Genomic DNA, 25,877 nt, shown 5'->3' on the forward strand with positions numbered 1-25,877 from the left:
AGATGTTCTACAATCCGAAGCGCAAGCATGCGAGAAACGGGATGCTGTCGCCCGTAGAGTTCGAACGGCAGCGGAAACCGAGACCCGAAGGCGTCTAGGAAACGCGGGGCTATTCAGTTCTTCAATCGTCGCGCCGAGAGAGGAATTGAACGCGAATAGGTCAGTTGCAAGAACACCGGAAATTACCAATTCCGACTCGAAGCGAGAAGGCAGTGTAAATACCGCCTTCTTCACTGCGCGCCAAAGCTCGTAGTGCTCCCAAGAGGGATCAGGCTCGGTTGGTTTCGGCGCGTCGGGTATTGTCAATTTCTGATTCCTCAGTGAGCCGCCGAACAGCGGCTGCATAGAAATCAGGAATAACCTCAGAGGCGTAACAGTGTCTACCCGACCGAAGCGAATGAACGGCGGCGGAACACAGGCCCCCGAACGGCTCCCAGACAACGTCGCCGGGATCGGATGATGCGGCGACCGTGCGGTCGATCAACCGCAGCGGCTTCTGGTTCATGTGCAGCGCCTTTAGGCCTGTGCTCTTGACCCGCTCGGTGCCGCGAACGGCTGGCTCGTTCCAGACGTTGGTGACGCCATGCGCATGGTTCCACTTTGCCCGCATCCGCTCCCACTGACGCTCGGTCAGGGGCGTTTCACCGTCGAGAGAGAAATAGGGACGGTCGGTCGGCTGCCCGTGCTTCGTCGCGTATTCAGCCAGGGCGACCATCTTGTCGGCGGGCGGGAAATACCAAAGGTGGCACTGCGTGAAGTATTTCCGCGTCGCTGCGTTGACGACCCCGCAGGCCTCATTGGTCTTGTAGAGGGGCAGGCCTGACCTTTGCCATTCGTGCCGCAACCACTGCTTCATCGACAGTGGTTCGCCGTCCTCAGTCGCGAGTTGCGTGTCGCGGACATACTGGACGCAAATTTCCGTCACGACGGGGAAGCCGTGGATGGTATCGCCGTTGCAGTTGCCCGCGACGTGCCCGACGCCTTTGTCCCAGATGTGCGCGGCCTTGTAGCGCCAACCGTGCATCTTCAAGACGGAATGCACTTCTGCCCAACCAACCTCGGAACACCAGAACCAGAGCGTGGTTTCGGGCAACGCGAGGCGCGCCCATTCAGCGACGTGAGGGGCATACCATTCACCGAGGTTGTCGGCGGTATTTGGTTCGCCCGGAAACTTGCCGAGGCCGTAGGGGCCGTCCGCGACGATCACGGTCGGGCGCGGCCACTTGGCATAACAGGTCATTGCATCGGCGTGGTAGACGGTCGCGCTACCTGTTGCATTGAACTCGGCTGGCGACTTCGGAATTAGTGGGACTACCTTCTTTTTCATTCTTCTCGGTCCGTTTCTGCTCATGCGCATCATGGTCGCCATTCCTCTGGCAGGCAACCACGATGGTTCGAACATAAAGTGAACACGGCTGCTCGTCTAGCGCCGCCGCATGTTTGCCGCTGCTGAATACTCTGCCATGCACTCGACGCAGACACCATCGTTGCTATAGCGGACGCGGGTCATGTGCTTCTTGCACAGCTTGCCCTCGTAGCGAGGCTCTCCAGCCTTCCAAGCAGCAGCACGGTCGGGATCGGATGATGGAAAGCACGGCACCGACCCCCGCATGATGGCCGCTCGAGTCGTCGAGACAGTTATCCCAAACTCCTCGGACACGCGTCTGGCCGAAACGTGTCGATCCTTGCCCGCCTCCGCGAACTGCTCGAAGCGGCGCAGCGCGTCCGGCCACCAAGGCTGTTCTTCTATTGGCGGATTCTTTAGCATAACTCAATTATGACGGATTGCACCTTGTTCGCCAATCGTTTAAACGACGCCTCGCGTAGCCCCTATAGCTCAGCTGGTAGAGCGCTTGATTTGTAATCAAGATGTCGGGAGTTCGAGTCTCTCTGGGGGCACGCGTGGTCGTCAATTGCACGACAATTGCATACCGCCTCAAGGCTCGATGATTAATTCAGTGATTCCAAGTGGTTGTCACGATAACGCAGATTATTTGTAATCAGAAGGTCGCGGGTTCGACTTCTGCAACCGGCACCATTTTCAGAACGGCATGTATCCAAGATGATGGTCGCGGTTTTTCCTGCTTGAGCGCGTGGCGGCTTTGGCCTATCGCAGCGGTATGCGAATACTTTTCCTTGGTGATGTGATGGGCCGCTCGGGCCGGCGTGCGATCAGCGGTGAGCTGGCTGCACTGCGGGCACGTCTGCGGGCGGATTTCGTGGTCGTGAATGCTGAAAACGCCAGCGGTGGGCGCGGGGTGACGGCCGGACATGCGCAGTTGTTGCTGGAATCGGGTGCCGATTGCCTGACCTTGGGGGATCATGCCTTCGATCAGAAGGACATGCTTGCCTATATCGACAAGGAGCCGCGCATCATCCGGCCACTGAATTTCGCAAAAGAGGCCCCGGGTCGGGGGTCGGGGGTATTTTCCGATCAACGCGGACGCAAGATTCTGGTGACCCAGGCTCTGGGGCAGGTATTCATGTCTCGTCCTTATGACGACCCTTTCTCGGCATTGGATGAGGTGTTGCGCGCACATCCCCCCGGAGGCATGGTTCAGGCCGCCCTGATCGATATTCATGCCGAAGCCACCAGCGAAAAGATGGCGATCGGGCATTTTTGCGACGGACGTGCCAGCCTTGTGGTGGGGACACATACCCATGTGCCCACCGGCGATGCGCAAATTCTTGCGCGTGGTACGGGCTATCTTACGGATGCCGGCATGTGCGGGGATTATGACAGCGTGATCGGTATGCAGAAGGCCGAGCCGCTGCGCCGATTCGTGACCGGGATGGTGCGGGATCGTTTCACGCCCGCTGAGGGCGAAGCCACGCTATGCGGGGTTCTGGTCGTGACGGATGACCGCAACGGATTGGCAAAACAGATCATGCCCGTGCGGGAAGGGGGGCGATTGCAGCAGACCGGCGATTGCCCGACGCAGTGACCAGAGCAGTTTGCTTGCTAGGGCGTCACAAATCTGCGCAAGATGCGTCGAATCGGGCCGCCTTGGCCGCTATCGCGAGATATGAATGTTCGGATTTGAACTGACCGGAACTTATTCTGCGGTCGCCACGATATTCATTATTGCAGGGATGCTGACCCTTTTCATTCGCGAAACCTATCCACCCGAAGTCACGGCGATTCTCGGGGCGGTGGTGTTGCTTGCCCTGGGTATTCTTGATGTCGATCATGTCACGGGGGTGCTGGCCAACCCTGCGCCCTGGACGATCGCATTCATGTTCATCATTGTCGGTGGATTGGTCAGAACCGGCGCATTGGATTGGATCGGTCAGCGCGCGGCCCATCATGCCGGGTCGCGTCCGGTGATGACTCTGGTGATGGTGTCATGCGTCGTGTGTGCGATGTCTGCCTTCGTCAACAATACGCCGTTGGTCGTGGTGATGATGCCGATCTTCATGCAGCTGGCCAAGCAAATCGGCAGCACACCATCCAAGCTTTTGATTCCACTTTCATATCTGTCGATTCTGGGGGGGACGATGACGATGATCGGCACATCGACCAACCTGCTGGTCGATGGTGTCGCAAGATCTTCGGGAATGGAACCGTTCAGCATCTTCGAGATTACGCCGGTCGGACTTCCGATGGCGATTGTCGGCGTGACCTATTTGTTGCTGTTTGCCCCAAAGCTGTTGCCGGAACGGGATTCGATTTCGCAACTGATGTCGGGTCGCTCGAAAATGAAGTTCTTTACCGAGGTTGCCATCCCCGAGGATTCGGCACTGATCGGCAAGGCGCTGGACGAGGTTGACATTTTCACCCGTGACACGGCGCGGGTAATCGACGTGTTGCGCGGGGATGCTTCGTTGCGCCGTGACCTTGCCGCCGTACGACTGGAGGCAGGTGACCGCGTCGTGTTGCGCACACCCATGTCAGAGGTTCTGGGGCTGCAAAGCCACAAGGATCTGCGGATGGTCGACAAACTGAGTTCGGTTCAGACCTCCACGGTCGAGGTGCTGATCACCCCGGGATGTCACATGATCGGGCGCAGTCTGGGATCGATGCGCCTGCGCCGCCGCTATGGGGTCTATGTGCTGGCGGCGCATCGCAAGAACCAGAACATCGGGCGTCAGCTTGACGATCTTGTGGTGCGTGTCGGTGATACCTTGCTGCTTGAAGGCGCGCCGGCGGATATCCAGCGCCTTGCCCGCGACATGGATATGGTCGAGGTCAATGCTCCGTCGGATCGGGCCTTCCGTCGCAGTCATGCGCCGATCGTCGTGCTGACGCTTGTGGCCGTGGTCGTGCTGTCGGCGTTCGACATTGCGCCGATCCTGCTGCTGGCTTTTTGTGGTGTGGCGGTGGTCCTGGGCACACGATGTATCGACGCGGACGAGGCCCTGGGCTTTGTCGACGGGCGATTGATGGCGCTGATCTTTGCGATGCTGGCCGTTGGTGCCGGTCTGGAAAATTCGGGTGCGGTGGAATTGATCGTGTCGCGTGTGGCACCCTGGCTGGCAACGATGCCACATTGGGGGTTGGTATTGGCGGTGTATTTGCTGTCGATGGCTTTGACTGAAACGGTGACGAACAATGCCGTTGCGGTGATTGTCACGCCTGTGGCGATTTCACTGGGAACCCAGCTGGGCGTTGATCCAAGGCCGTTGGTCATTGCGGTCATGATGGGCGCTTCAGCCAGTTTCGCAACGCCGATCGGATATCAGACGAATACCCTGGTCTATGGCCCGGGGGGGTATCGGTTCTCCGACTTTATTCGCGTCGGCCTGCCGCTGAACCTGTTGATGGCGGCAACGGCCTCGACCGTCATCCCGATTTTCTGGCCGCTTTGATTTGCCGACGGGCGTTGAGCCTCCCGCAATGCTGCCATGCAGCATTGCGGGTTGTGCATTCGCAGCATAAACGCCAGATTACAGGCCAAGGGGGGAAACGGCTTTGTAATCGACAAGGAGTTTCCAATGGCTACTGTTGTAAATCACGGCGCAAAAAGCGCGACACCAATTCTTTCTGTTCTGGCAGCTCCGTTTGCTGCTATCGGGCGTTTTCTGGTCGTTCTGGCCGAAGCCCAGCCGCGGATGCGCGCTTTGCAGAAACTGAATGAAATGACCGATGCCGAACTGGCCGATCAGGGCCTGACCCGCGAGGGCGAAGTTCGCCGGATCATGGGTGTCAGCGGCGTCGTCTGATCAGACCGGACATCATGAATGCAAATGGCGTCACCATAGAGGTGACGCCATTTGCATATCCGGCCGGAACATCAAAGCGGCCAAACGATCAGCAGCATCGGCAAGGAAACCGCCAGAACAATGATCTCCAGCGGCAGGCCCATGCGCCAGTAATCGCCAAAGCGATAATTCCCGGGACCCAGAATCAGCGTGTTGTTCTGGTGGCCGATGGGCGTCAGAAAGGCACAGGCCGCCGCAACGGCGACGCCCATCAGGAATGCATCGGGCTGCACGTTCATCTGCTCTGCCAACCTGATGCCCACCGGCGCGGCGACGATGGTGGTGGCATTGTTGTTCAACACATCCGACATCAACATCGTCGCAGCCATCAGCAATAGTAACCCCACCCAAGGGGGAAAGCCCTCGGTGACAGATGCCAGCCCAGCCGCGATCAGGGCGGTGCCGCCGGTTTCATCCAGGGCCAGGCCAAGCGGGATCATCGACCCCAGCAGCACGATGACGGGCCAGTCCACATGGTCGTAAAGTTCGTGAATCTGCAGGACGCCAGTCAGCACATATCCTATCACGACGCAGCCCAGGGCAATCGGCATGGTCACGACCCCCAGGCTGGTCGCAAGAACCGCAAGAGCAAACAATGTTACCGCCGTCAGCATATGCCCCTCGCGCAGGACCGGCAGGCTGGTTCCATCCAGACGGATAACGCCCGAAGCGGCAAATACATCGGCGCTGCGACTGTCGGGAACCAGCAACAGCAGCAGATCACCCGCCGCGATTTCCTGGCGGGGCAGGGCCTCTCGCAGCGCGATCCCCCGGCGTCGCATCCCAACAAGGACGCAATCATAGCGATTGACCAGGCCAAATGACTGCATCGTTCTGCCGATGATGGGGGCGCCGACCGGAACCAGGCATTCGATCAGCGTCTGGCCTTCGGCATCCTTGCGTGCGCGGGGTTCGACCCGGCCATCAGGAAAGGCCAGCTTGCCCGAGGCGCGGAAATCGTCCAGCGCCGAGGGGTTGGCGCGCAGCACCAGAACGTCGCCGGGCTCAAGAAAGGTGTCATCCAGGTTGCCGCTGATGACATGGCCATGCCGCGACAGGCCGGATATCCGGCAATCGGCCTTGGCTGCGATGTCACGCAGCGCACCGATCGTCTGGCCATTCGCGGTGCTGGCCTCGGTGACGACCAATCGCGCAATATAGCGACGCGGGCGTTCCTGGCCGCCTTTGCTGGTGGCGCGGGAAACCGGGATAAGCCGCCAGCCGAACAATGCAATGAAGAGAATACCCGCCAACGCTACGGCGAGGCCAACCGGCAGGAAATCGAACATGCGATAAGGCGCGTCCAGAACCTGTGCGCGGTATCCCGATACGATCAGGTTCGGAGGCGTTCCGATCAGGGTCAGCATGCCGCCCAGAATGGTCGCAAAGGCCAAAGGCATCAGCGTCAGTGCCGCGGGCCTTCCTGCCTTTCGCGATGCCTGAAGATCGATGGGCATCAACATGGCCAATGCGGCGATATTGTTCATGAAGCCGGACATCAGCCCACCTGCGCCACCCAGAACCAGAATATGCCGGCTGACCGATCTGTGATCCGAGACCAGCTTGCGCGTCAACCAAGCCACCGCGCCCGATCGCGTCAGGCCCGCAGTGGCGATCAACACCAAGGCGACAATCATCGTGGCGGGGTTGCCGAATCCGGAAAATGCCTGTCCCGCCGGCACCAGCCCAAGCAAGACCGCGGCCATCAAACCCGCAAAGGCAACCAGATCATGACGCCAGCGCCCCCAGAACATCAGCACCATCATTGCGAAGAAAATGGCGAACAGGGCGGATTGGGAAAAATTCATCTCATTCCTGGAAAAAAACGACTGCATTGACACTAACGTAGCAGGTCGGTGGTGGGTTCGTCTTGCGATCAGGCATGTCGGTGGACTAAAAGCGCGGGAATACGAATTTCATGTGAATTGCGAAGGACGAACGGACCATGGCAGGTCATTCCAAATGGGCCAATATTCAGCACCGCAAGGGTCGTCAGGACGCGGCCCGTTCAAAGCTGTTTTCGAAACTCGCCAAGGAAATTACGGTGGCGGCCAAGATGGGCGACCCCGATCCTGAAAAGAACCCGCGCCTGCGCCTTGCCGTCAAGGAGGCCAAGGCAAAATCGGTGCCCAAGGACGTGATTGATCGTGCGATCAAGAAGTCACTGGGCGGCGATGCCGAGACCTACGAAGAAATCCGTTACGAGGGCTATGGCCCCAATGGTATCGCGCTTGTGGTCGAGGCAATGACCGACAACCGCAATCGCACCGCGTCGAATGTGCGCAGCTATTTCACCAAATCGGGCGGTGATCTGGGGCAGACCGGTTCGGTCAGCTTCATGTTCGACCGCGTTGGTGAAATCATGTATCCGGCCTCGGCCGGTGATGCCGATACGGTGATGATGGCGGCGATCGAGGCCGGCGCCTCGGACGTGCAATCAGATGACGAAGGGCACTGGATCTATTGTGGTGATACCGATCTGAACGAGGTGTCCACCGCGCTCGAGGCCGAATTGGGCGAATCCGAGACGGCCAAGTTGATCTGGAAGCCGCAGGCCCCCACCGAGATTTCCGATCTGGATACCGCACAGAAGCTGATGAAGCTGATCGATACGTTGGAGGACGATGACGACGTTCAGAATGTCACCGGCAATTTCGACCTGTCCGAGGATGTCGCCGCGCAGTTCTGATTGGCGAACATCGCTTGGCAGAATTGGCCGTCAGGGCAGCAAGGCTGCGCTGGCGGCCTTTTTCATTGCCTCGGTCAATGGCGCGATCGCCCCTGCGGTCATTCGCGCGGTCTGCCAGGCCAGCGGAACATCCAACGGCAGGTCCGGGGCCAGGTCGACGAGTCGGCCATTCAGGAGATCCTGTTTCACCATGGCCTCGGGGTTCATGCCCCAGCCCAAACCCAATCTTGTTGCCTCGGCAAAGGCTTGTGACGACGGGATCCGGTTCAGGGGCAGGGCGATCCTGTGGCCACAGAATTCCTGCACCCACCGATCCTGCAAACCGTCCTTGTGATTGAAGCTGAGCGAGGGCGCCTTTTTCAGCGTCGCAGGGCTTGGCCCGTCGGGGAAGTGAAGTTGCATGAAATCCGGGCTGGCAGTTGCGCGATAACGCATTTTGCCAAGTGGCAGACTGTCACATCCCGTGACCGGGCGGGTGGTGCCGGTAAGGGCGGCGCTGACCTGACCGTTTTTCAGCCAGTCATGCGCGTGATCCTGATCGTCGATGACCAGATCCAGCAGGCCGGGGGTCTGGGCCAGCGGATCCATGGCCCAGGTCGCAAGGCTATCGGCGCTGACCGCGACGCGGATGGTTGGCGTTTCGCCCTGCTGAAGTTGCAGAGCCGTTTCAAGCAGTCGGACCTGTTCCAGATGGGCCGCAAGGCGCAGCCCTTCGGCGGTGCCCGTGATGGGTGGCCCGCGATCAATCAGTGTCGTTCCGCTTCGTTCTTCCAGACTGCGGATGCGTTGGGAAATGGCGGAAGGTGTCACCGAAAGGGCATGGGCTGCCGCCTCGAACGAACCCCGTCGCAGGATTTCGGCCAATGCCAGCAAAGCAGGATAGTCGAACATAAGCTATTCTTAATCTGGATCAGATCAAATAATTTTACTTAACTTATGCGCAATGTCATCCCGTTCCGAACGGAGGTGACCATGACGTCTTATTTTGCGGGGCTAGGAACGGGCTTGTCCCTGATTTTGGCAATCGGAGCACAAAACGCATTCGTGTTGAAACAGGGGTTGTTGCGCAACCATGTGCTGGCTGTATGCCTGTTTTGCGCGGTTTCGGACGCAATCCTGATCGTGCTGGGGGTTGGCGGCATGACTGCGATTGCCGATATGGCCCCCTGGCTGATCGAGATCATGCGTTGGGGGGGCGTGGCGTTCCTGGTCCTGTATGGTGCGAAATCCTTTTGGGCGGCAATTCGCGGCGGAGAGGCGCTGACCCCCAAGGGAACCGCGCGCAGCATGATCGCGACATTGGCATCCGTGGCGGCGATCACCTGGCTCAATCCGCATGTCTGGCTGGACACGGTGGTGCTGTTGGGCTCAATTTCCGCGCAATGGCCTTCGCCTCGAAATTTCGGGGCAGGGGCGGTGACCGGATCTTTCCTGTTTTTTCTGACTCTGGGTTATGGGGCCAGATTCCTCGCACCGCTATTTGCGCGTCCGCGCGCGTGGCAATGGCTGGAACTGGGCGTGGGTGCCGTCATGTGGGGCATCGCGGCGCGGCTGGTTCTGGAATAGGGCTTGCATGCGCCTGAAAAACGGTGTGACTGCATCATATGCAAATGGATCGAGAAACCAGCCGCGACCTGGTCGGCATTGGATGGATGCTTTTGACGGGGCTTTGCTTCGTTGCTGTGAACGGGATCGTCCGGGGGCTGGATGGCGCGCTTCCAGCGCCGCAGGCGGCGTTCATCCGGTTTCTGTTCGGCCTGGCCTTTCTGGTTCCGGTGTTGCTGCCCGCCTTGCGCAAGGGATTCAGCCGTAGCTTGTGGGCCGGGTTTGCAGTGCGCGGTATCCTGCATGTGATCGCGGTGACGGCCTGGTTCTATGCCATGTCCAGAATAACCGTGGCCGAAGTGACGGCGATCGGGTTTCTGAATCCAATCGTCGTGACAGTGGGTGCCGCGCTTTTTCTGGGCGAAAAACTGGCGTTGCGCCGGATTGCTGCGATCTGCGTGGCGCTGTTTGGGGCCCTGATCGTGCTGCGACCGGGCTTGCGTGTCCTGGATCCGGGGCATTTGTCACAGGTTGGTGCGGCATTGGCCTTTGGCGCGTCCTATCTGGTCGCCAAGCAGCTTTCCACGCATGTCTCTGCTGCGGTGGTGGTTGCGATGATGTCGCTGAGTGTCGCGATCGGACTGGCACCGTTGGCCTATATCGTCTGGGTCCCGCCGAGCTTGACCCAGATCGGATGGCTCGGGTTGGTCGCGGTCTTTGCGACGTTGGGGCATTACACGATGACGCGTGCCTTCGCCGCCGCGCCGCTGACGGTGACGCAACCCGTGACTTTCTTGCAATTGATCTGGGCCAGCATGCTGGGTGTCTTCGTGTTTCACGAACCTCTGGATGGCTGGGTTATTCTGGGGGGCGGCATCATGATCGCCTCGATCACCTATATCACCTGGCGCGAGGCGCAAAAGCGCGCCCAGCTCAAGACACCGCCGGTGGGCGCGACCAAGGCCTAGGGCCGCGCCGCGCCGATCATTCGACGGTAACGGATTTCGCCAGATTTCGGGGCTGATCGACATCAGTGCCCTTTGCGACAGCCGTGTGATAGGCCAGATATTGCATCGGAACCGCATAGAGCATGGGCTGAAAGATCCCGCCGCCTGTCGGCAGTTGCAGCGTGGCAAAAGCCCCTTCGGCACCGGCCGCAATTCCCTTGGCATCCGAGACCAGCAGGATCTGTCCGTGACGGGCCATGACCTCTTGCATGTTCGAAATGGTCTTTTCGAACAGGTGATCATACGGCGCCAGAACCACAACCGGCACATCGCGATCGATCAAGGCGATCGGGCCGTGTTTCAGTTCGCCCGAGGCATAGCCTTCAGCATGGATATAGCTGAGCTCTTTCAGTTTCAGCGCACCTTCCAATGCAACGGGAAACAGCGCGCCGCGCCCCAGATACAAGACGTCCTGAGCCTGTGCCAACCATTCGGATAGGTTTCGGCATTCATCCGACAATGCCAGCGCTTGTTGCAGCAATGCCGGGATTGCACGCAGATCGGCCAGATGGTGTGCTAGTTGCTGATCGTCGATCCGGCCGCGGTCATGTGCCGCCTTCAACGCCAGCACGGCCAGCACCGCCAATTGACAGGTAAAGGCCTTGGACGAGGCCACGCTGACCTCGATGCCGGCACGCGTGGCCAGCGCTATATCGCTGTCGCGTGCAATGGCAGACGTTCCGACATTGACCAGCCCGAGGGTGCGATCGACCCGTCCCCGCGCGTAATGCAGCGCGGCAAGTGTGTCGGCGGTTTCGCCCGATTGGCTGATCGAGATGAACCAGCTCTTGTCGGAAAGCGGAGGCTCGCGATAGCGAAATTCCGACGCGACATCGATGTCGCAGGGCAGGCCGGCGATCTGTTCGAACCAGTATTTCGCCGTATGACCGGCGAGATGGGCGGTCCCGCAACCGACAAGGCAGATGCGGTCAACCTGGGAAAAGTCGATCTCGTCAGGCAGGATGATCCGATCACCCTTGACATAATGGCTCAGCACGTCGCCGATAACAACCGGCTGCTCGGCGATTTCCTTGGCCATGAAATGACGATACCCGGCCTTGTCGATCGCCGTGGCGCCCACATCGATCCGGGCCATGTGACGAATGACAGGTTGTTCATTGCGGTCGAACACGGCGACATCCCCGCGGGTCAGAACCGCATGATCGCCATCGTCCAGATAAGTGATCTGATCGGTGAATGGCGCCAGGGCGACCGCATCCGACCCGATGAACATCTCTCCGTCGCCATGGCCGATTGCAAGGGGGCTGCCACGGCGGGCGGCGATCATCAGATCGGTTTCGCCTTCGAACAGAAAGGCCAGCGCAAAGGCACCTTGCAGGCGCGTCAGGGTGGCACGGGCCGCATCGACGGGCGCCATGCCCTGATCGAGAAAACTGGCGGTCAGCAAGGCAACGGTTTCGGTGTCGGTCTGGGATTCGGGGTGGATCCCCCGGGCGATCAGTTCGTCGCGCAACTCTCGGAAATTTTCGATGATGCCGTTATGCACCACTGCGACGGGACCGGATTTGTGGGGATGGGCATTGACCTCATTGGCAGCACCATGGGTGGCCCAACGCGTATGCCCGATACCGGAATGCCCCCGCAGCGGTTCATGCACAAGCCGGTCGGACAGGTTTACCAATTTTCCAACGGCCCGCCTGCGATCCAGACGGCCGGAATCGTCGATCGTGGCAACACCGGCGCTGTCATAGCCGCGATATTCAAGCCGGCGCAAACCGTCGACCAGTTGCGGCGAAACCTCGTGCCGGCCAAGGATGCCGATAATGCCGCACATCAGTTTTTCTCCTTGCGGGCACGCAGGGCCTGCATCAACCGAACGCCAAGGCCGGGTTTGGTCGATTGCCGCGCGCGTCCAATGGCCAATGCTCCGTCTTCGACATTCTCGGTAATCACCGACCCTGATCCGGTGACAGCCTCGGCCCCGACCCGCACCGGCGCAACCAGCATCGTGTCGCTTCCGATAAAGGCGCGGGCCCCGATTTCGGTGCGGTGCTTCATGACGCCGTCATAATTGCAGGTCACGGTTCCCGCCCCGATATTGCTGTGTTCCCCGACCGAGGCGTCCCCCAGATAGGTCAGATGGCCAACCTTGACGCCTTCGTCGAGGACCGAGTTCTTGATTTCGACAAAGTTCCCGACATGGACATCGCCCCCCAACTCTGCGCCGTTGCGCAGCCGGGCAAATGGGCCGACGGTCGCACCTGACGAGACATGGCAACCTTCGAGGTGGCTAAAGGGCAGGATTTCGGCGCCAGATTCGATTGTCACGCCGGACCCGAAGACAACGTTTTGCCCGATGATGGCGTCACGTCCGATCACCGTGTCCTGCGCGAACCAGACCGTATCGGGATCGCTGAGCGTGACGCCGTTTTCCATGGTCGCGGCGCGTGCGCGTGCCTGAAACGCGGCTTCCGCGCATGCCAGTTCGGTGCGCGTGTTGATTCCAAGGGTTTCTTCTTCGTCACAGGTGACGACATCGGCGCGATGACCTTCGGTACGTGCAAGTTGGACCAGATCGGTCAGGTAGTATTCACCCGCCGCGTTGTCGTTTTCGATTCGCACGATCAGTTGGCGCAGCAGCCCGGCATCAAGTGCCATGACCCCGGAATTGCACAACGCGATGCGACGGGTTGCTTCGTCGGCATCCTTGTATTCGACGATACGCTCCAGGCCGCGATCCGTCACCACCAGTCGGCCATAGCGGCCGGGATCCTCGGCCTCGAAGCCAAGGACGACGACATCCGCCGGGTGACTGGACAATGCGGCCAGGGTATCTTCGCCGATGAATGGCGTATCGCCATACAGCACGATCACCTTGCCTTCGAAGCCCTCAAGTGCGGGCAGGGCCTGCCGCACGGCGTGGCCGGTGCCCAACTGTTCCGGCTGCATGACGATTTCCGCGTCGGGGTCCAGCTTGGCCGTGGCTTTCGCGACCAGATCTCCGCCATGTCCGGCGACAACGATGATTTGTTCGGGGTCAAGGCTGCGCGCCGCCGACAGCGCATGACCGATCAGGGGCACAGCCGCCAGCCTGTGCAGCACCTTGGGCAATTCCGACTGCATCCGGCTGCCCTGTCCGGCTGCCAGAATGACCACTGCTACCGAAGTTTCCGACATTCCGCCCTCATCGCCTGTTCAATTTCTTTGGTCTGCGTTCTAATCGGGGGCGCGCCCGCTGGAAAGGGCTGGCGCGTTCACCTTTGTTTTCGGATCGTTTCGCGAAAGGATGGCGCATGGCGGGCACGGTGGTCTTTGATCTGGATGGGACGCTTGCGGATACATCCGGAGATCTTATTGCAGCGGCGAATGCCTGTTTCTCGGCGCGCGGGCTTGGGGCGTTGCTGGACCCGGTTGCGGATGCGTTGATCGCCTTTCATGGCGGTCGCGCGATGCTGCGGGCAGGCTATGGCCGCATGGCATCGGATTTCCTGCTGCCACCGGGTGCAGAGGACGAGGATTACGGCCGGCTTCTGGACCATTACGGGGCGAACATCGCCGAGCATACGCAGCTGTATCCCGGTGCCGAGGCGGCATTGGCACAGTTGGCGTCAGACGGGCATCGATTGGCGGTCTGCACGAACAAACCCGAAGGTCTGGCCGAGATATTGCTGCGAGAACTGGGTATCCGCGAAGTTTTCGCATCATTGATCGGGGCGGATACATTGCCGGTCAGAAAACCGGACCCGCGTCCTTATCAGGCGGCGGTCGAAGGCGCGGGAGGCAGTTTGCAGCAATCGTTCCTGCTCGGCGATACCGAAACCGACCGTCGCACCGCATCGGCCGCGGGGGTCAAGGTTGCGCTTGTTGCCTTTGGGCCGGAAGGCGAAGCGATTTCCCGACTGGCACCAGAGGCGCTGTTGAACCATTTCGATGAATTGCCGGATCTGGCACGGAACTGGCTGGCCGGATGATCGGTTCTCGATGACCGATTCGATGGGGCGCAAGCCAATTGCGCCCCAACGCAGAAATTGCGGGCGCTATTCGGCCTCGCTCGCGGGTTTCGCGTTGAGCTGGCCGAATTTCTCGGCGCCGATCGTGTCATGCAGCTCGATTTGGGTTTCCAGAAAGTCGATATGACCTTCTTCATCCGCGATCAGTTCTTCGAACAGCACCTTGCTGACATAATCACCGACTTTTTCGCAATGCTCGCGCGCTTCGATATACAGCTTGCGGGCGTCATGCTCGCCCGCAAGGTCGGCCTCCATGGTTTCTTTCAGGTTCTGGCCAATGCGCAGCGGGTCCAGCTTTTGCAGGTTCGGGTGGCCCTCCAGAAAGATGATTCGCTGAATCAGCTTGTCGGCGTGGTTCATCTCTTCGATGGATTCCGCGCGCGACTTGTCGGCGATATGGCCATAGCCCCAGTCTTCCTGAAGCCGGTAATGCAGCCAATACTGACTGACCGCCGTCAGCTCAGACCGCAGCGCGGCGTTGAGATAGTCGATGACCTTGCTGTCGCCCTTCATTGTCGGACCCTTCCTTGATAGCTGGTTTCGCCCGCAAAATCGGCGGGGATACGGTCAGACTATCGCAGTTGCGCATGGTGTCCAGAAATAGAGGCATGCAGCCACCGCAATCGGCGCGCTTGCCAAGGGCGTGATAGATCTTGCCGGGGGTGATGATTGTCTGGGGATCGGCATTGCGCATCCAATCGATCGCATCGCGGATCTCGTGGTCGGAAATCTGGGTGCAGTGACAGACAATCATGACAGGCTCCTGTTCCGGCACAACCTAGTTAAATTGTCGGAATTGTAAAGACCGTCTTTTTCACTTGGGTATCACAACCCGCTCAGCGCGCTTGACGCAGGCGGAACATGCAATCACAAGCGCGCCATGCAACTGTCTGATTTTGATTTCGACCTGCCCGAAGATCTGATCGCCACCCGTCCAGCGCGTCCGCGCAGCTCGGCGCGGTTGCTGTTGGCGCAGGATGACCTGATCACCGATCGCCATGTCAGCGATCTGCCCGATATTCTGGGGCCGGGTGATGTTCTGGTCCTGAACGATACCAAGGTCATTCCCGCGCGTCTGACGGGAACGCGCACACGCCCGACCCCGCAAGGGGATGCTGTCGCGCGGATTGAGGTCACCTTGCTGGAACCGGCCGCCGAAGGCTGGCAGGCGTTGGCCAAGCCGCTGCGAAAACTGCGCGTCGGCGAGGTGATCCGCTTCGGAGATGCGTTATCGGCGACCGTGGTCCAGATCGCAGACGGTGCCTTGCGGTTGATCTTTGATGCCGAGGGTGATGCCTTTGATGCCGCTTTGAAGAAGGTCGGGGCGATGCCCTTGCCTCCCTATATTGCGGCATTGCGCGCCCCCGATGATCAGGATCATGACGATTACCAAACGGTTTGGGCCAGACATCAGGGCGCGGTTGCGGCACCGACGGCCAGCCTGCATTTTGATGCGCCCTTGCTTGCCATGTTGCGCGACAAGGGGGTCGAGTTCGTTCATGTGACATTGCATGTCGGCGCCGGAACCTTCCTGCCGGTCAAGGTCGAGGACGTGACAACCCACCGGATGCATGCCGAATGGGGCGAGGTCAGTCCAGAGGCCGCCGAGCGTATCAATCTGGCGAAATCTCAGCGACGCCGCGTGATCGCCGTCGGAACAACGGCGCTGCGCCTGATCGAATCGGCCGCGACCCCGGATGGGCGCGTCAGACCTTTCAGCGACACGACCGAGATCTTCATCTATCCCGGATATCAATTCCGGGTGATAGACGCATTGATGACGAATTTCCATTTGCCGAAATCGACATTGCTCATGCTGGTGTCGGCGCTGATGGGGCATGAAAATATCCAGAAAATCTATGAACATGCCGTCAGAACACGCTATCGTTTCTTCAGCTACGGAGATGCGTCGCTTCTGATCCCGAAAGGTCGGAAATGATTTGACCTCGCCGGGCTTGGCGCACTAGGGGGCTGTCATTGGCAGCACGCGCGCAGCGAGGGAAAAATGAGTTCGGTATTACGCAGCACTTGGCCGCTGCTTCTGGGGATTCTGTTGCTGATGGTCGGCAACGGGATGCAGGGCACATTGCTGGGTATTCGCGGAAGCATCGAAGGCATTCCGACCTTTCTGATGTCTATCGTGATGTCCAGCTATTTCGGGGGCTTCCTGCTGGGTAGCCTGGTCGTTCCAGGGATCATCAAGAATGTCGGCCATGTCCGCGTGTTCGCGGCCCTGGGATCAATGATTTCGGCCATTCTGGTTCTGTATGCGATCGAACCGAACTGGATTTTCTGGAGCATTTTGCGTTTTCTGATCGGGTTCTGTTTCTGCGGCGTGTATGTCGCGGCGGAAAGCTGGCTGAACGAAGGGGCCAGCAACGAATCGCGTGGACAGGCGCTGGCGGCGTATATGATCGTTCAGCTACTGGGGATCGTCGTGGCGCAGGCCCTGCTGAACACGGGTGATCCGGCTGGTTTTCTGCTGTTCATCATCCCCTCGGTTCTGGTTTCGCTGTCCTTTACGCCGATCCTGTTGTCAGCCAAGCCCGGCCCCCAGTTCGAGACCATCAAGCGGATGTCGTTCGGCGAACTTTACCGGGCATCGCCTCTGGGATGTGTGGGTATCTTCGTGATGGGCGGGGTTCTGTCCGTGGTGTCGGGCATGTCGGCGGTCTGGGGCGCACAGATCGGGCTTTCCGTCGCGCAGATCTCGGTTTTTGTCGCGGCGGCCTATGCTGGCGGTCTGGCGCTGCAATATCCGCTTGGTTGGGTGTCTGACCGCTATGACCGACGCAAGCTGGTTTTCATGCTGGGGGCGTTTGGCGCGGGGGTGACCTTTGTTGTCGTCTTGTTGCAGCCCGGCACGCTGGGGTTGGTGATTGCTGCGGCGTTCATGGGCGGTGTGGCCAACCCGATCTACGGGATTTTGCTGGCCTATACCAATGACTTTCTGGATCCGTCCGACATGGCGTCTGCTTCGGCGGGGTTACTGTTCATCAACGGGATCGGTTCGATTGGCGGACCGCTGATCACCGGCTGGCTGATGGGGCAGGTGGGGCCGGACGGATACTGGATCTATATGGGGGTTATGCTTTCGGGGCTGACCGGCTATGCCGCATGGCGCATGACGCGTCGCCGCGCTTTGTCGCCCGACGAGCAGGCCAGCTATGCTGTCGTCAGTCACAGCACCACGCCACTGGCGCTGGAGGCGCTGCTTGACGAGGCGCAGTCCGACGACCCGGCCGAAACGCGCGAGGCAAGCGAATACTGACCTTGCCGACCCCCGCTTTGGGCCATTTGCACGCGGGCAGAGCGTGCCTTGCTGCCTGCCCGCAAATGGTTTAACGCTGAACTATCTTCAGCAAGCGAGGGACATGATGGCCCAGAATTTCGATATGGTGGTGATCGGCGCCGGACCCGGCGGTTACGTCGCTGCGATCCGGGGCGCGCAATTGGGGCTGAAAGTGGCCTGCATCGAGCGTGAGCATCTGGGCGGGATCTGCCTGAACTGGGGGTGTATCCCGACCAAGGCGCTGCTGCGCAGTGCCGAGGTGTTCCACCTGATGGAACGGGCCAAGGATTTCGGTCTGTCCGCCGAAAAGATCGGTTATGATATCGACAAGGTGGTTGAACGTTCGCGCGGGGTCGCGAAACAGCTGTCCAATGGCGTCGGACATCTTCTCAAGAAGAACAAAGTCACCACGATCATGGGCGAGGCGACCGTCACCGGCAAAGGCAAGGTCAGCGTCAAGACCGCCAAAGGCACCGAAGAGGTTTCGGCAGGTTCGATCATCATTGCCACCGGCGCCCGCGCGCGCGAACTGCCCGGGCTGGAACCTGATGGCAAGCTGGTATGGAATTACAAGCATGCACTGAACCCGCCGCATATGCCCAAAAAGTTGCTGGTGATCGGATCAGGCGCGATTGGCATCGAATTTGCAAGCTTTTTCAATACGCTCGGGGCGGATACGACGGTGGTCGAGGTCATGGATCGCGTCTTGCCCGTGGAAGACGCCGAGATCAGCGCCTTTGCTAAGAAGCAATTCGTCAAGCAGGGCATGAAAATCATGGAAAAGGCCGCGGTCAAGAAACTTGACCGGGCTGGCAACAAGGTGACGGCCCATATCGAAACCGGTGGCAAGGTCGAGACAGTTGAATTTGACACCGTTATTTCGGCCGTCGGGATTGTCGGCAATGTCGAAGGGCTGGGCCTGGAAAAGCTGGGCGTCAAGGTTGACCGGACCCATGTCGTGACAGACGAATATTGCCGTACGGGCGTCGATGGGGTCTATGCGATCGGGGATGTCGCGGGCGCACCCTGGCTGGCCCACAAGGCCAGCCATGAAGGTGTGATGGTTGCCGAACTTATTGCCGGGCAGAAGCCACATCCGATCAAGCCCAACTCGATCGCGGGCTGCACATATTGTCACCCGCAGGTTGCCAGTGTCGGCCTGACCGAAGCCCGCGCAAAAGAATTGGGCCATGACATCAAGGTTGGCAAATTTCCCTTTGTCGGCAATGGGAAGGCCATCGCATTGGGTGAACCTGAAGGCATGGTGAAAACCGTTTTCGACGCCAAAACCGGCGAGCTTCTGGGCGCGCATATGGTCGGTGCGGAAGTGACCGAACTGATTCAGGGCTATGTGGTCGGACGGACGCTTGAAACAACCGAAGCCGAGCTGATGGAAACGGTGTTCCCGCATCCCACGCTTTCGGAAATGATGCATGAATCGGTGCTCGACGCCTATGGTCGTGCGATACATTTCTGAGACAGGCAATCGTTGATGAAGGTCGGTCAAAGCCTTCGTCAAGGATCGTGAGAAAGCGCGCCCCAAACCAGGTTCGGGGCGCGTTTGCCATTGCTGGGAATGCGAAGTTGGCGTCGCTCAGAACGTCAGCTCCGCGCCCTGATCGTCCATTTCGACCGTCAGCTTGCGGCCTTTGCTTTGTGCGGCCTCTGCAAGCAGGGCGAACTGGACTTCGGATGGAAGGGGCGCGCGTGCGCCCTGGCGTCTTGCCTCATCAAGCCATGACCACAGCTCTGGATCCTGCTTCATGCGATCTGCTTCCGCCACCAGCTTCCAGCCAGGGGCGCAATTCAGAACGACGACCCGCCCCCCCCAGGGCATGGCCGTTTCAAGGCACATCAGGGCAAGCATCAGCATCCTGATCTCATCGCGTGAAAAATCGCCATCGGCATTCAGATCGATCTTGAGGCGGCTATTCGAGGCAGCGCCATCTACAAGCGATTTCAATTCCACATGGGACACGCGCTGTCCTCCGCGGCTTTGACCAAAGGCCATTCGAAACGCCTGAATCCGACCTCTGGCGGCGGCGACGGATTCTGCAATCAGGCGCAGTTCGGGGCTGTTTGTCAGCCCAGGAAAATCCGGTGACATTTCCAGCAGTTCGACCCCGTTTCCGATCGCCCCCAAGGGTGAAACAAGATCGTGGCACAGGCGCGAGCCCAGTAAAGCAGCAAGATCGCCGGGCGTTATCTGCGTTGTATCGAATGTCATGCAAAGTTACCTTCGGGTCAAAAACAGGAGAACGAGTTTTGAATGAAATGCTTGAGCCGGGAATGCGTGTCCGTCATCCGGGTGCGCCGGAATGGGGGCAGGGGCAGGTTCAGTCACGCATCGGCGATCGTATCACAGTGAATTTCACCGAAGCGGGAAAGCAGGTAATTGACGGCGCGCGCGTGCAATTGGAGATCATCTGGGACCATGATGGGTAGGGTGAACCGTTCATGTTGAAAAAATGCAACCAAAGGTTGTAATTTTCAATTCCCGCCAATAGGCAGCAATGCATATAGGTTCATTGTGTTGCATCGAAGCCGCCCCCATCCTAGAGATGCGCGACATCCTTTCCCCTGCGATCGAAGGCCGCATGAAGTCTGATCCGTCCTATTTCGACATTCGCATTGCGCGTTCCGGCAGTGATCTTCGCGCCGCACAGCGGTTGCGTTATCGTGTTTTCATCGAAGAACTTGGCGGCACCGGGCCGCTTGTCGATCACGAGGCGCGGCTTGAACGCGATGAATTCGATGATGTCGTCGATCATTTGTGCCTGATCGACAGGCGCCGTTCTGTGAATGCTCTGGATCATGTCGTAGGGGTCTATCGCCTGTTGCCGGGGGATCGCGCCAAATCCTTTGGCCGATTTTATTGTGACGGGGAATATGATCTGACCCCCTTGCGCCAGACCGATCGCTCGGTGTTGGAACTGGGCCGGTCTTGTGTCGACCCCGCGTTTCGCGGTGGGACGGGGATGTTCCTGTTGTGGAACGCCCTGGCGGATTATGTTCTGGATCATGGCATCGAAATCCTGTTCGGGGTGGCCAGCTTTCATGGCACCGACTCGCGACAGCTTGCGCCATCTCTTAGCTGGTTGCATCATAATCACCTGGCCCCAAGGGATCTGCGGCCCGTGGCGCGGCCCGATGGTTTCCAATCAATGGATCTGATCGCGCCCGAACATCTGGATCGACGCGCGGCGATGATCGGCATGCCTGCCCTGATCAAGGCTTATCTGCGCCTTGGCGGGTTGGTCGGCGAGGGGGCCTTTGTCGACCGCGACTTTAATACGACCGATGTCTTCCTGTTGATGGATACCAAGGCCATGTCCGACAAGCACCGCAAATTCTATGAAAGCCGCTGGCAGAAGCCATGAGTGATCCCGGCCGCGGATCGGCGACCTGGCGCGCGGTTGAGCCGCCGGCCTTGCCTCGGCCGGAAGGTCTGCGAGGTTGGGCGCGTGTCTTGCGTCGGGGAATTCCCGCCGTTCTGGTCCTGCTGATCGGGGTGGTCCTGATCCTGCCGATACGCGCCATCGAGTGGTTGTTCCATCGTGCCCGCCGTCCCTGGACCGGACCTTATGTTCAGGGGATCTGTCGTCTGGTCCTGTCGTGCATGGGTTTGGGGTGGTCGCGTCAGGGGCGGCCGATGCGCGGCCCGGGTGCGGTCGTTGCGAACCATTCAAGCTGGCTAGACATCTTGACGATGAATGCCGCGATGCCGGTGTTTTTCGTCAGCAAAGCCGAGGTTCGCGGCTGGCCGGGGATCAACATCCTGACCGCCGTGACCAATACGCATTTCGTGGTCCGCGATCCCCGCCTTGCACGCGAGCAGGCACAGGAATTCGCCGCCCGTGTGCGCGCCGGACACCGGCTGCTGTTCTTTCCCGAGGGCACATCGACGGATGGCCGCCGCGTCCTGCCGTTCAAGCCGACCTTGTTTCAAGGCTTTCTGGACCCCGACCTGCCCGATTCCCTGGCGATCCAGCCGATGAGCGTGACCTATCGCGCGCCAGCCGGTGCCGACCCGCGATTCTATGGCTGGTGGGCGGATATGCCGCTGGCCGATCATCTGCTTGCCGTGTTGTCCGCGCCCTCGCAGGGCGATGTGACGGTGCATCTGGGCAAGCCGATTTCCGTTTCCGGTCATACACGTAAGACGCTTTCGGCAGCGGCCGAATATAGCGTGCGCGAATATTTCGACTCCGTGGCGCAAAAGCCTTAAGATAGGACCTTGCGAAGGGCGCGATGGATCAATATCTGGGGTGCCCCGCTGCCACCAACACCAAAGGAAGTATCGATGACCCGCTTCGCTGCCCCTATCGCCGAACAGATCTGGGACATGAAATACCGGATGAAGGATGCCGAGGGGCAGCCCGTCGACGGCTCGGTCGAGGATAGCTGGCGCCGCGTGGCCCGCGATCTGGCCCGCGTCGAAAAGGACCCGGCGCAGTGGGAAGACCGCTTTTATTCCGCGCTAGAGGATTTCAAGTTCCTGCCTGCCGGTCGCATCCTTGCGGGTGCCGGCACCGGCCGTGCGGTGACGCTGTTCAACTGTTTCGTCATGGGCACCATCCCCGACAGCATGTCGGGTATTTTCGACATGTTGAAGGAAGCCGCGCTGACCATGCAGCAGGGCGGTGGGATCGGCTATGATTTCAGCACGATCCGTCCGCGCGGCGCGGCGGTCAAAGGGGTCGCCGCCGATGCCTCGGGGCCGCTGTCCTTCATGGATGTCTGGGACGCGATGTGCCGCACCATCATGTCGGCAGGTTCGCGCCGCGGCGCGATGATGGCGACGATGCGCTGCGATCACCCCGATGTGGAACAGTTCATCGAGGCGAAGCAGGACAGCGCCCGCCTGCGAATGTTCAACCTGTCGGTCCTGGTCACCGATGCCTTCATGGAGGCCGTCAAGGCCGACACATCCTGGGATCTGAAATTCGACGGCAAGGTCTATCGCACCGTTCAGGCCCGCGACCTGTGGAACCGCATCATGCAGGCGACCTATGATTATGCCGAGCCGGGCGTGATCTTCATCGACCGCATCAACAACAACAACAACCTGCATTATGCCGAAACCATCGCCGCGACCAATCCCTGCGGCGAACAGCCCCTGCCGCCCTATGGCGCCTGCCTGCTGGGGTCGGTGAACCTTGCGCGTCTGGTGACCGATCCGTTCACCGACCGGGCGCAGCTGGACCCCGATGCGCTGGACGATCTGGTCCGCACCGCGATCCGGATGATGGACAACGTGGTGGATGCCTCGCGCTTTCCTCTGGAACAGCAACTGGCCGAAGCGCAGGCCAAGCGCCGCATCGGTCTGGGCGTGACCGGTCTTGCCGATGCGCTGCTGATGCTGGGCTTGCGTTACGGGGCCGAGCATGCGGTCGCCCAGACCCGCGTCTGGATGAAGGCGATCGCGCGGTCGGCCTATCTGGCCTCGGTCGATCTGGCCCGTGAAAAGGGCGCTTTCCCGCTGTTCGATGCCGATCAATATCTGAAATCGGGTTTCCTGTCGAAAATGGATGACGATGTGCGCGCCGCCATCGTCGAACATGGCATCCGCAACGCGCTGCTGACCTCGATCGCGCCGACCGGCACGATCAGCCTTTATGCAGGCAATGTCTCGTCGGGGATCGAACCGGTCTTTGCCTATGCCTATACCCGCAAGGTGCTGCAGAAGGACGGCTCCCGGACCGAGGAAGAGGTCGTCGATTACGCCGTCCAGATGTGGCGCGACCTGAAAGGCGATGCGCCGCTGCCGGATTATTTCGTCAACGCCCAGACGCTGGCGCCCAAGGATCACGTCGCGATGCAGGCCGCCGCGCAGGATTGGGTCGACAGCAGCATTTCCAAGACGATCAACTGCCCCGAGGATATCAGCTTCGAGGATTTCAAGGATGTCTACCTGGCCGCCTGGGATCTGGGCTGCAAGGGCTGCACCACCTATCGCCCGAATGACGTCACCGGCAGCGTGCTGTCGGTCAGCGAAAAGACCGAGGCCACGCCCGAGGCCGATCAGGGCGCCGATGTCGTCTACCTGACCGAGCCTCTGGACCGTCCCGGCGCGCTGGAAGGCACCACCTACAAGCTGAAATGGCCGGGCAGCGAGCATGCCATCTACATCACTGTGAACGACATCGTGCAGGGCGGTCATCGCCGCCCGTTCGAAGTGTTCATCAATTCGAAGAACATGGAGCATTACGCCTGGACGGTCGCGCTGACGCGGATGATCTCGGCCGTGTTCCGCCGCGGCGGCGACGTGTCCTTCGTGGTCGAGGAACTGAAAGCCGTCTTCGACCCGCGCGGCGGCGCCTGGATGCAGGGCCGCTACGTCCCCTCGATCCTTGCCGCGATCGGCGGCGTGATCGAACGGCACATGGTTTCGATCGGCTTCCTGGAAGGCGAGGGCATGGGCCTGAAATCCGACCCCGAGGCGGAAAAGATGGCCGTCGGCGAACGCCCCAAGGGCCCCGCATGCCCAAGCTGCGGCCAATACGGCATGCGCATGGTCGAAGGCTGCATGACCTGCCCCTCCTGTGGCCATTCGAAATGCGGCTGACGGGTGGCGGCCGTTTAGTGTTTGACCCACGATAAATTGGCCATTTCCGGGGTAATTTGACCATTCCGGCACAGACCAAATGACCATCGGCTGCGCTGCAGTCGGTGGTTTCTTTTTATATCAATGGCTTGCGCGACTGGCGGATTTGCAGCCTGCGGTGCTCCGCCGGAGCGCTCCGTCCTGGTGGGCGCCGTTGACGGCTAGCGGCGCTTTCGGCATCCCTTAGGGCCAATCCGGCCGGGTTCTTTCCAACTTCCCCCTCCAGCAGAAGCTCTGCCCGAGGGCATGGCGCCATGCGCCTGAAAGGACCTCCATGACGAAGATCAAGTTCATCGATGCCCGCTTCGCCGATCCCGACGAGGACGAGTTCGCCCTCAAGCGCCGCTTCGAGTGGCACCTGCGCAAGCTCCGAGCCCTTCAGGACGGGGTGTCCCCGAAGGTGCCGGGAGACTTCGAAGACGAGTTGCGCTGGAACGAGGACCTCATCGCCGTGCCGCTTTCGGAGAAGGACCGGACCAGGATCCTGCGTCGCGCGCGTCGGGTGATGCGGGCGCGTGCCAAGGCCTCGGGGCTCAGCCATCTTAGCTCGGATGACCGGCGCGCGCTCGAGGCGTTCCGGGGCGGGGCCGATCTGGTCGGCATCGCGAGTGAACACCGCGCCGATGAGATCGCCGCGGCCATTCATGCCGAGATGTCCTGGATGGCGGCGGCCACTGACTTCCTCTGGAAAGCGATGCGCCGCTCGGTGCGGGTGGGGGAGCCTGGATTCCGTCTGCCACCCGTGCTGCTCGATGGCCCGCCGGGGATCGGCAAGAGCGTGTGGTCACGCGAGCTCGGGCGCCATCTCGGGGTGCCGCGGTGTGGCATCGAAGGAACCGCAGAGCAGGCCTCCTTCGTCGTCAACGGCTCGCAACGCGGCTGGGGCTCGGCCTTCCCGGGCCGGCCTCTCCAAACCATCGTGCAGAGCCTCTGCGCGAACCCCATCGTGGTGATCGACGAGATCGAGAAGGCCGGAACGCCGACCTCGACGAAGGGGCAGGCCTACGGCTTGGCCGAGGGGATGTTGCCGCTGCTGGAGTGCTCGTCTGCTGCCGTCTGGAAGTGCCCCTATTACCAGGTCGGGTTCGATATGTCCTGGATCAGCTGGGTCCTGACCTCGAACAGCCTAAGCACGCTTCCGGCCCCTTTCCTAAGCCGCCTGGAAATCCTGCGCCTCGCCGGCCCCGGCAAGGGAGACCTCATCTCCTTCGCGGAGCGCGAGGGCGCACGACGGGGGCTGTCTGAAGCTGCCCTGGGCGCGATCTGCGCGGTGATCGACGAGGTTGCTGAGGCGCATGAGCTCAATCTGCGCCATGTGTCCAGGATGCTGGAGAGGTCAGAGGCCATGGCAAGCAGCCCGCTGTCGCATTGAGCGTTGGATGTGAGTGCGCGGCCTCGGTCGGCCTGGGCCATAGCTACCGTTGGGGTGGGGGCGCGCAGATGGCGGGTCAGGATGCATTGATTTCGGTCGCACGGCGTGATTCACGGCTCAGAAAATGGAGCGGTGACATGAGCGACCTGTACTGGCTGACTGACGAGCAGATGGCCAAGCTCACCCCTTTCT

The 25,877-nt window shown here is 60.2% G+C and carries 23 protein-coding genes and 1 tRNA gene; 16 read left to right on the forward strand and 8 right to left on the reverse strand.

Annotated elements, in window-relative coordinates; genetic code table 11:
• Positions 1 to 268 precede the first annotated feature (268 nt).
• Positions 269 to 1,327: a DNA methyltransferase gene (locus PAF17_RS18275; RefSeq protein WP_271890532.1), complete on the reverse strand. Its 1,059-nt coding sequence runs from the start codon at positions 1,325 to 1,327 to the stop codon at positions 269 to 271.
• 499 nt (positions 1,328 to 1,826) lie between these two features.
• On the opposite strand from PAF17_RS18275, the gene PAF17_RS18280 reads away from it, so the two are divergent.
• From PAF17_RS18280 to PAF17_RS18295, 4 genes are all read left to right on the forward strand, one after another.
• Positions 1,827 to 1,899, forward strand: a tRNA-Thr gene (locus PAF17_RS18280).
• A 221-nt stretch (positions 1,900 to 2,120) separates the two neighbouring features.
• Complete coding sequence (locus tag PAF17_RS18285; protein WP_271890533.1) at positions 2,121 to 2,945, forward strand: TIGR00282 family metallophosphoesterase; 825 nt, start codon at positions 2,121 to 2,123, stop codon at positions 2,943 to 2,945.
• An 85-nt stretch (positions 2,946 to 3,030) separates the two neighbouring features.
• A complete protein-coding gene (locus tag PAF17_RS18290; protein WP_271890534.1) occupies positions 3,031 to 4,809 on the forward strand; it encodes an SLC13 family permease in 1,779 nt (592 codons plus the stop codon).
• A 126-nt stretch (positions 4,810 to 4,935) separates the two neighbouring features.
• On the forward strand, positions 4,936 to 5,163 hold the full coding sequence (locus tag PAF17_RS18295) for a DUF1127 domain-containing protein (RefSeq protein WP_271890535.1): 228 nt from the start codon (positions 4,936 to 4,938) through the stop codon (positions 5,161 to 5,163).
• 71 nt (positions 5,164 to 5,234) lie between these two features.
• Here the strand turns inward: PAF17_RS18295 and PAF17_RS18300 are convergent, their stop codons facing one another.
• On the reverse strand, positions 5,235 to 7,010 hold the full coding sequence (locus PAF17_RS18300) for an SLC13 family permease (RefSeq protein ID WP_271890536.1): 1,776 nt from the start codon (positions 7,008 to 7,010) through the stop codon (positions 5,235 to 5,237).
• Positions 7,011 to 7,147: 137 nt separating this feature from the next.
• On the opposite strand from PAF17_RS18300, the gene PAF17_RS18305 reads away from it, so the two are divergent.
• Positions 7,148 to 7,891, forward strand: coding sequence for a YebC/PmpR family DNA-binding transcriptional regulator (locus PAF17_RS18305; RefSeq protein WP_271890537.1), 744 nt, complete (start codon positions 7,148 to 7,150; stop codon positions 7,889 to 7,891).
• A 30-nt stretch (positions 7,892 to 7,921) separates the two neighbouring features.
• Here PAF17_RS18305 and PAF17_RS18310 read toward each other — a convergent pair whose 3' ends face one another.
• Positions 7,922 to 8,782 carry a LysR family transcriptional regulator ArgP gene (locus tag PAF17_RS18310; protein WP_271890538.1) on the reverse strand — a complete coding sequence of 287 codons (861 nt, stop codon included), beginning with the start codon at positions 8,780 to 8,782 and terminating at the stop codon, positions 7,922 to 7,924.
• A gap of 81 nt (positions 8,783 to 8,863) precedes the next feature.
• Here PAF17_RS18310 and PAF17_RS18315 point away from each other — a divergent pair, with 81 nt between their 5' ends.
• Both PAF17_RS18315 and PAF17_RS18320 read left to right on the forward strand, forming a co-directional pair.
• Positions 8,864 to 9,457: a LysE/ArgO family amino acid transporter gene (locus tag PAF17_RS18315; RefSeq protein WP_271890539.1), complete on the forward strand. Its 594-nt coding sequence runs from the start codon at positions 8,864 to 8,866 to the stop codon at positions 9,455 to 9,457.
• Between the two features lie 38 nt (positions 9,458 to 9,495).
• Entirely contained in the window at positions 9,496 to 10,404 is a 909-nt protein-coding gene (locus tag PAF17_RS18320; RefSeq protein ID WP_271890540.1) for a DMT family transporter, read from the forward strand.
• Positions 10,405 to 10,420: 16 nt separating this feature from the next.
• Here PAF17_RS18320 and glmS read toward each other — a convergent pair whose 3' ends face one another.
• The gene (glmS, locus tag PAF17_RS18325) at positions 10,421 to 12,238 is read right to left on the reverse strand and encodes a glutamine--fructose-6-phosphate transaminase (isomerizing) (RefSeq protein WP_271890541.1); all 1,818 of its coding nucleotides are present in this window, start codon (positions 12,236 to 12,238) and stop codon (positions 10,421 to 10,423) included.
• On the reverse strand, positions 12,238 to 13,581 hold the full coding sequence (glmU, locus tag PAF17_RS18330; protein WP_271890542.1) for a bifunctional UDP-N-acetylglucosamine diphosphorylase/glucosamine-1-phosphate N-acetyltransferase GlmU: 1,344 nt from the start codon (positions 13,579 to 13,581) through the stop codon (positions 12,238 to 12,240). The genes glmS and glmU overlap by 1 nt, the downstream gene beginning before the upstream one ends.
• A 116-nt stretch (positions 13,582 to 13,697) precedes the next feature.
• On the opposite strand from glmU, the gene PAF17_RS18335 reads away from it, so the two are divergent.
• Positions 13,698 to 14,375, forward strand: a complete 678-nt coding sequence (locus tag PAF17_RS18335; RefSeq protein ID WP_271890543.1) for an HAD-IA family hydrolase — start codon at positions 13,698 to 13,700, stop codon at positions 14,373 to 14,375.
• Positions 14,376 to 14,441: 66 nt separating this feature from the next.
• Here the strand turns inward: PAF17_RS18335 and bfr are convergent, their stop codons facing one another.
• Entirely contained in the window at positions 14,442 to 14,927 is a 486-nt protein-coding gene (gene bfr / locus PAF17_RS18340) for a bacterioferritin (RefSeq protein WP_271890544.1), read from the reverse strand.
• Positions 14,875 to 15,168: a (2Fe-2S)-binding protein gene (locus PAF17_RS18345; RefSeq protein WP_271890545.1), complete on the reverse strand. Its 294-nt coding sequence runs from the start codon at positions 15,166 to 15,168 to the stop codon at positions 14,875 to 14,877. Before PAF17_RS18345 ends, bfr begins: the two co-directional genes overlap by 53 nt.
• A gap of 126 nt (positions 15,169 to 15,294) precedes the next feature.
• Here PAF17_RS18345 and queA point away from each other — a divergent pair, with 126 nt between their 5' ends.
• From queA to lpdA, 3 genes are all read left to right on the forward strand, one after another.
• Positions 15,295 to 16,353, forward strand: coding sequence for a tRNA preQ1(34) S-adenosylmethionine ribosyltransferase-isomerase QueA (gene queA / locus PAF17_RS18350; protein WP_271890546.1), 1,059 nt, complete (start codon positions 15,295 to 15,297; stop codon positions 16,351 to 16,353).
• 66 nt (positions 16,354 to 16,419) lie between these two features.
• Positions 16,420 to 17,685 (forward strand): MFS transporter, encoded by a 1,266-nt coding sequence (locus PAF17_RS18355; protein ID WP_271890547.1) that lies wholly within the window; start codon positions 16,420 to 16,422, stop codon positions 17,683 to 17,685.
• 103 nt (positions 17,686 to 17,788) lie between these two features.
• Positions 17,789 to 19,183 carry a dihydrolipoyl dehydrogenase gene (gene lpdA / locus PAF17_RS18360; RefSeq protein WP_271890548.1) on the forward strand — a complete coding sequence of 465 codons (1,395 nt, stop codon included), beginning with the start codon at positions 17,789 to 17,791 and terminating at the stop codon, positions 19,181 to 19,183.
• 117 nt (positions 19,184 to 19,300) lie between these two features.
• Here the strand turns inward: lpdA and PAF17_RS18365 are convergent, their stop codons facing one another.
• A complete protein-coding gene (locus PAF17_RS18365; protein WP_271890549.1) occupies positions 19,301 to 19,933 on the reverse strand; it encodes a histidine phosphotransferase family protein in 633 nt (210 codons plus the stop codon).
• A gap of 38 nt (positions 19,934 to 19,971) precedes the next feature.
• On the opposite strand from PAF17_RS18365, the gene PAF17_RS18370 reads away from it, so the two are divergent.
• The 5 genes from PAF17_RS18370 (at position 19,972) to PAF17_RS18390 (ending at position 25,685) form a co-directional block, all read left to right on the forward strand.
• A complete protein-coding gene (locus PAF17_RS18370) occupies positions 19,972 to 20,151 on the forward strand; it encodes a DUF3553 domain-containing protein (protein ID WP_271890550.1) in 180 nt (59 codons plus the stop codon).
• Positions 20,152 to 20,303: 152 nt separating this feature from the next.
• Positions 20,304 to 21,086 carry a GNAT family N-acetyltransferase gene (locus PAF17_RS18375; RefSeq protein ID WP_271890551.1) on the forward strand — a complete coding sequence of 261 codons (783 nt, stop codon included), beginning with the start codon at positions 20,304 to 20,306 and terminating at the stop codon, positions 21,084 to 21,086.
• Complete coding sequence (locus tag PAF17_RS18380) at positions 21,083 to 21,934, forward strand: lysophospholipid acyltransferase family protein (protein ID WP_271890552.1); 852 nt, start codon at positions 21,083 to 21,085, stop codon at positions 21,932 to 21,934. Before PAF17_RS18375 ends, PAF17_RS18380 begins: the two co-directional genes overlap by 4 nt.
• A gap of 75 nt (positions 21,935 to 22,009) precedes the next feature.
• The gene (locus tag PAF17_RS18385; protein WP_271890553.1) at positions 22,010 to 24,274 is read left to right on the forward strand and encodes an adenosylcobalamin-dependent ribonucleoside-diphosphate reductase; all 2,265 of its coding nucleotides are present in this window, start codon (positions 22,010 to 22,012) and stop codon (positions 24,272 to 24,274) included.
• 313 nt (positions 24,275 to 24,587) lie between these two features.
• Positions 24,588 to 25,685, forward strand: coding sequence for an AAA family ATPase (locus PAF17_RS18390; protein WP_271890554.1), 1,098 nt, complete (start codon positions 24,588 to 24,590; stop codon positions 25,683 to 25,685).
• Positions 25,686 to 25,877: the final 192 nt, after the last annotated feature.

It is taken from the genome of Paracoccus onchidii, from assembly GCF_028294535.1.
In the GTDB taxonomy this organism is placed as follows: Bacteria; Pseudomonadota; Alphaproteobacteria; order Rhodobacterales; family Rhodobacteraceae; genus Paracoccus; species Paracoccus onchidii.